Origin of the sequence: Robiginitalea sp., assembly GCF_049588695.1 — a bacterium.
In the GTDB taxonomy this organism is placed as follows: domain Bacteria; phylum Bacteroidota; class Bacteroidia; order Flavobacteriales; family Flavobacteriaceae; genus Robiginitalea.
This window is the reverse complement of the sequence record NZ_JBAVZJ010000299.1, coordinates 1-2,878: the sequence shown is the minus strand read 5'-3', so window position 1 is coordinate 2,878 and position 2,878 is coordinate 1. Positions and strand designations below refer to the sequence as shown.

The following is a 2,878-nucleotide window of genomic DNA, read 5'->3' as shown; positions in this document are numbered from 1 at the left end:
ATTACACGCCCGGTAAAATCGCGGGGGGTGCCTCCCCAGAAAATAAACCCGAGGTAGTCCGGGCCGAGCTGCATGACCTCGGCAGGATTGTATTTCATTCCACAGACCTTGAATTTCATCCCCCTGTTTTTTTAAGGAAGTCACCCAGGGCTTTCCCGGGTTGTGCTGTTTTCATGAATGCCTCGCCCATGAGGAACCCGTCGAATCCCAGGTCTTTCAATTCCCGGATCTGGTCCGGGCTTTTTAAGCCGCTTTCGGAAATCTTACCCACGCCATCCGGAATTAAATCGCTGAGGGTCCTGCTGATCTCCAGGGATACTTCGAAAGTCTTGAGATTCCGATTGTTTACCCCGATAAGGTCTGCCCCGGCGTCCAGGGAAAATTCGAGTTCTGCCTGGGAATGCACCTCGAGCAATACCTCCATGCCCAATGCCTGGGCGGATTTGCACAGGCTCCCAAGGGCTTCCCTGGAGAGAACGGCTGCGATAAGCAATATGGCATCTGCCCCGAAGGCCCTGGCTTCCAATATCTGATAGGGATCTACTATAAATTCTTTTCGCAACAAGGGCAGGGATGTCGAGGCCCGGGCGAGCAGGAGATCGTCCAGGGATCCCCCGAAGTATTTTCCATCGGTGAGTACGGAAATCCCACCCGCCCCTGCGGCCGTGTATCCGGATACAATATCGGATACGCTGCTATCCTGATTGATGATGGCACGGGAGGGTGACCTTCTCTTATGTTCCGCGATAATCCCCGTTTCCCGTGCTTTCAGTGTATTTTTCAGGGATACGGTCTGCCGGTCAAAAAGTCCAAAACCTTCCAGTTTGGCCGCCGGGAGTACCGTCTTCCGCAGTTCGACTTCCTTTTTTTTATCCTGTATGATTTTTTCGAGAATACTCATGGCGAATGGATACGTCAGGCGCTGAGCGCCTGCAGCTTTTTAAAAGATTGTTGGGCGCTTTTGTTCTTCAGGGACTCACAGGCTTTTTCATACCCTTCCCTGGGTGTGCACCCCGTCGCCGTGGCAATGGCAATACCCGCATTTACGCAGACTACGGCTTCCTGGCTCGGGGTTCCCTTGCCCTGAAGCACGTCGATAAATATTTGAGCTGCTTTTTCGATACTATCTCCACCCTCGAGTTCCTGAGCCGTTATTTTGGTGAGTCCAAAATCTTCAGGGTTTAAAACAGATTCTACCTTGTTGCCAAGCACCTTAGCAGGGCCTGTAAGTGTGATTTCGTCATAACCGTCCAACCCGTGAAGGATGCTATAAGTCTTGTCTGTGTTCTGGTAGAGATAGCCGTACATCCGTGCCAATTCCAGATTAAAAACGCCGACCATCTGGTATTTTGGAAAAGCCGGGTTTACCATGGGCCCGAGCATATTGAAAAAAGTTTTAACACCCAACTCCCGGCGTATGGGTGCTACTTCTTTCATAGCCGGGTGGAACAATGGGGCATGGAGGATACAGATGCCGGCCTGGTCCAGGGATTTCTTCAGGAAATCAGAATCGGAGCTGAATCGAATGCCCAGAAATTCCAGGACGTTACTGCTGCCACAGGTTGAAGAGACCCCGTAATTTCCGTGTTTGCTTACAGGGATCCCCGCGCCGGCAACGACAAAGGAGGCCAACGTTGAAATATTAAAGGTGTTTTTTCCATCTCCCCCGGTACCGCACAGGTCAATCGCCTGATATTCGGCCAGGTCCACAGCATGGCAGAGTTCTAACAAGGCATCACGAAACCCTTCCAACTCTTCGATGGTGACACTGCGCATCATATAAACGGTGAGGAAAGCTGCAATCTGACTGGTGTTAAAAGTCCCTGAGGCCACCTCGATAAGGACCCTTCGGGATTCCTCCCTGCTGAGCCACTGGTGTTCGATGAGTTTATTTAAAATCTCTTTCATTTTTTCGCATTTAGCCAGTTCGCTATTATGGTTTTGCCATCAGGTGTCAGAACCGAGTCCGGGTGATACTCTACCGCCCGGATATCGTATTCCAGATGCCTGAGGGACATTACGGTTCCCGTCGAATCTGTCGCAGTAACCTCAAGGCACGGGGGAAGATCCGGGTGAACCACCCAGGAATGGTAACGACCTACCTCAATTTTTTCCGGTAACCCCCTGTACAATACGTCATCCCCTTTGATGGTGATTGAGGTGGCTACCCCATGGTACACCTGTTTTAGATTTACAAGCCGACCCCCGAATACTTCGGCAATGGCTTGCTGGCCCAGACAAACCCCAAGGATCCGCTTGGATTTTGCCCCAATTCGAATCAGCTCTTTAAGCATTCCGGCTTCATCGGGGATGCCGGGCCCCGGGGAAAGCACGACCTGTTCAAAATCTGATAATTCCCCGAGGTCGAGCCTGTCATTTCTTCGTACCACCACCTCACAACCCAGGTCTTCAAGATAGTGTACCAGGTTGTAGGTAAAGCTGTCGTAATTATCAAGGACCAGGACCTTTTTCATATCAGATTTTTTCTGCAATTTCCAGTGCCTTGGTGAGTGCCCCCAGTTTGTTGTATGTTTCCTCAAGTTCGGCCTGTGGATTGGAGGCTGCTACCAGCCCTGCCCCGGCCTGAAAGTAAAGGCTGTGGTTTTTACTCAGGAAGGTGCGAATCATAATGGCGTGATTGAAATCTCCGTCAAACGCCATAAAACCAATGGCTCCCCCGTAGTAGTTCCTACTCGTCTTTTCATACCTTTCTATCAGCTGCATGGCCTTGTGCTTCGGGGCCCCACTCAACGTCCCTGCCGGGAAGGTATCGGCTACAACCTTCATCGTGGGGATTCCTTTTTTTATTTTCCCAGTCACTTTGGAGACCAGGTGGATAACATGTGAGAAAAACTGTACTTCACGGTAGGTTTCTACC

Annotated in this window: 4 protein-coding genes; all 4 read right to left on the bottom strand. The window is 50.8% G+C overall.

Annotated features, from left to right (window positions below; all coding sequences use genetic code 11):
- Positions 1–115 precede the first annotated feature (115 nt).
- Entirely contained in the window at positions 116–901 is a 786-nt protein-coding gene (gene trpC / locus WBV75_RS07430) for an indole-3-glycerol phosphate synthase TrpC (RefSeq protein WP_424119998.1), read from the bottom strand.
- Between the two features lie 14 nt (positions 902–915).
- Positions 916–1,908, bottom strand: coding sequence for an anthranilate phosphoribosyltransferase (trpD, locus tag WBV75_RS07425; protein ID WP_424119997.1), 993 nt, complete (start codon positions 1,906–1,908; stop codon positions 916–918).
- Positions 1,905–2,474, bottom strand: coding sequence for an anthranilate synthase component II (locus WBV75_RS07420; protein ID WP_424119996.1), 570 nt, complete (start codon positions 2,472–2,474; stop codon positions 1,905–1,907). The genes trpD and WBV75_RS07420 overlap by 4 nt, the downstream gene beginning before the upstream one ends.
- A 1-nt stretch (position 2,475) precedes the next feature.
- The coding region (locus WBV75_RS07415) for a chorismate-binding protein (RefSeq protein WP_424119995.1) at positions 2,476–2,878 on the bottom strand (403 nt) is incomplete at its 5' end.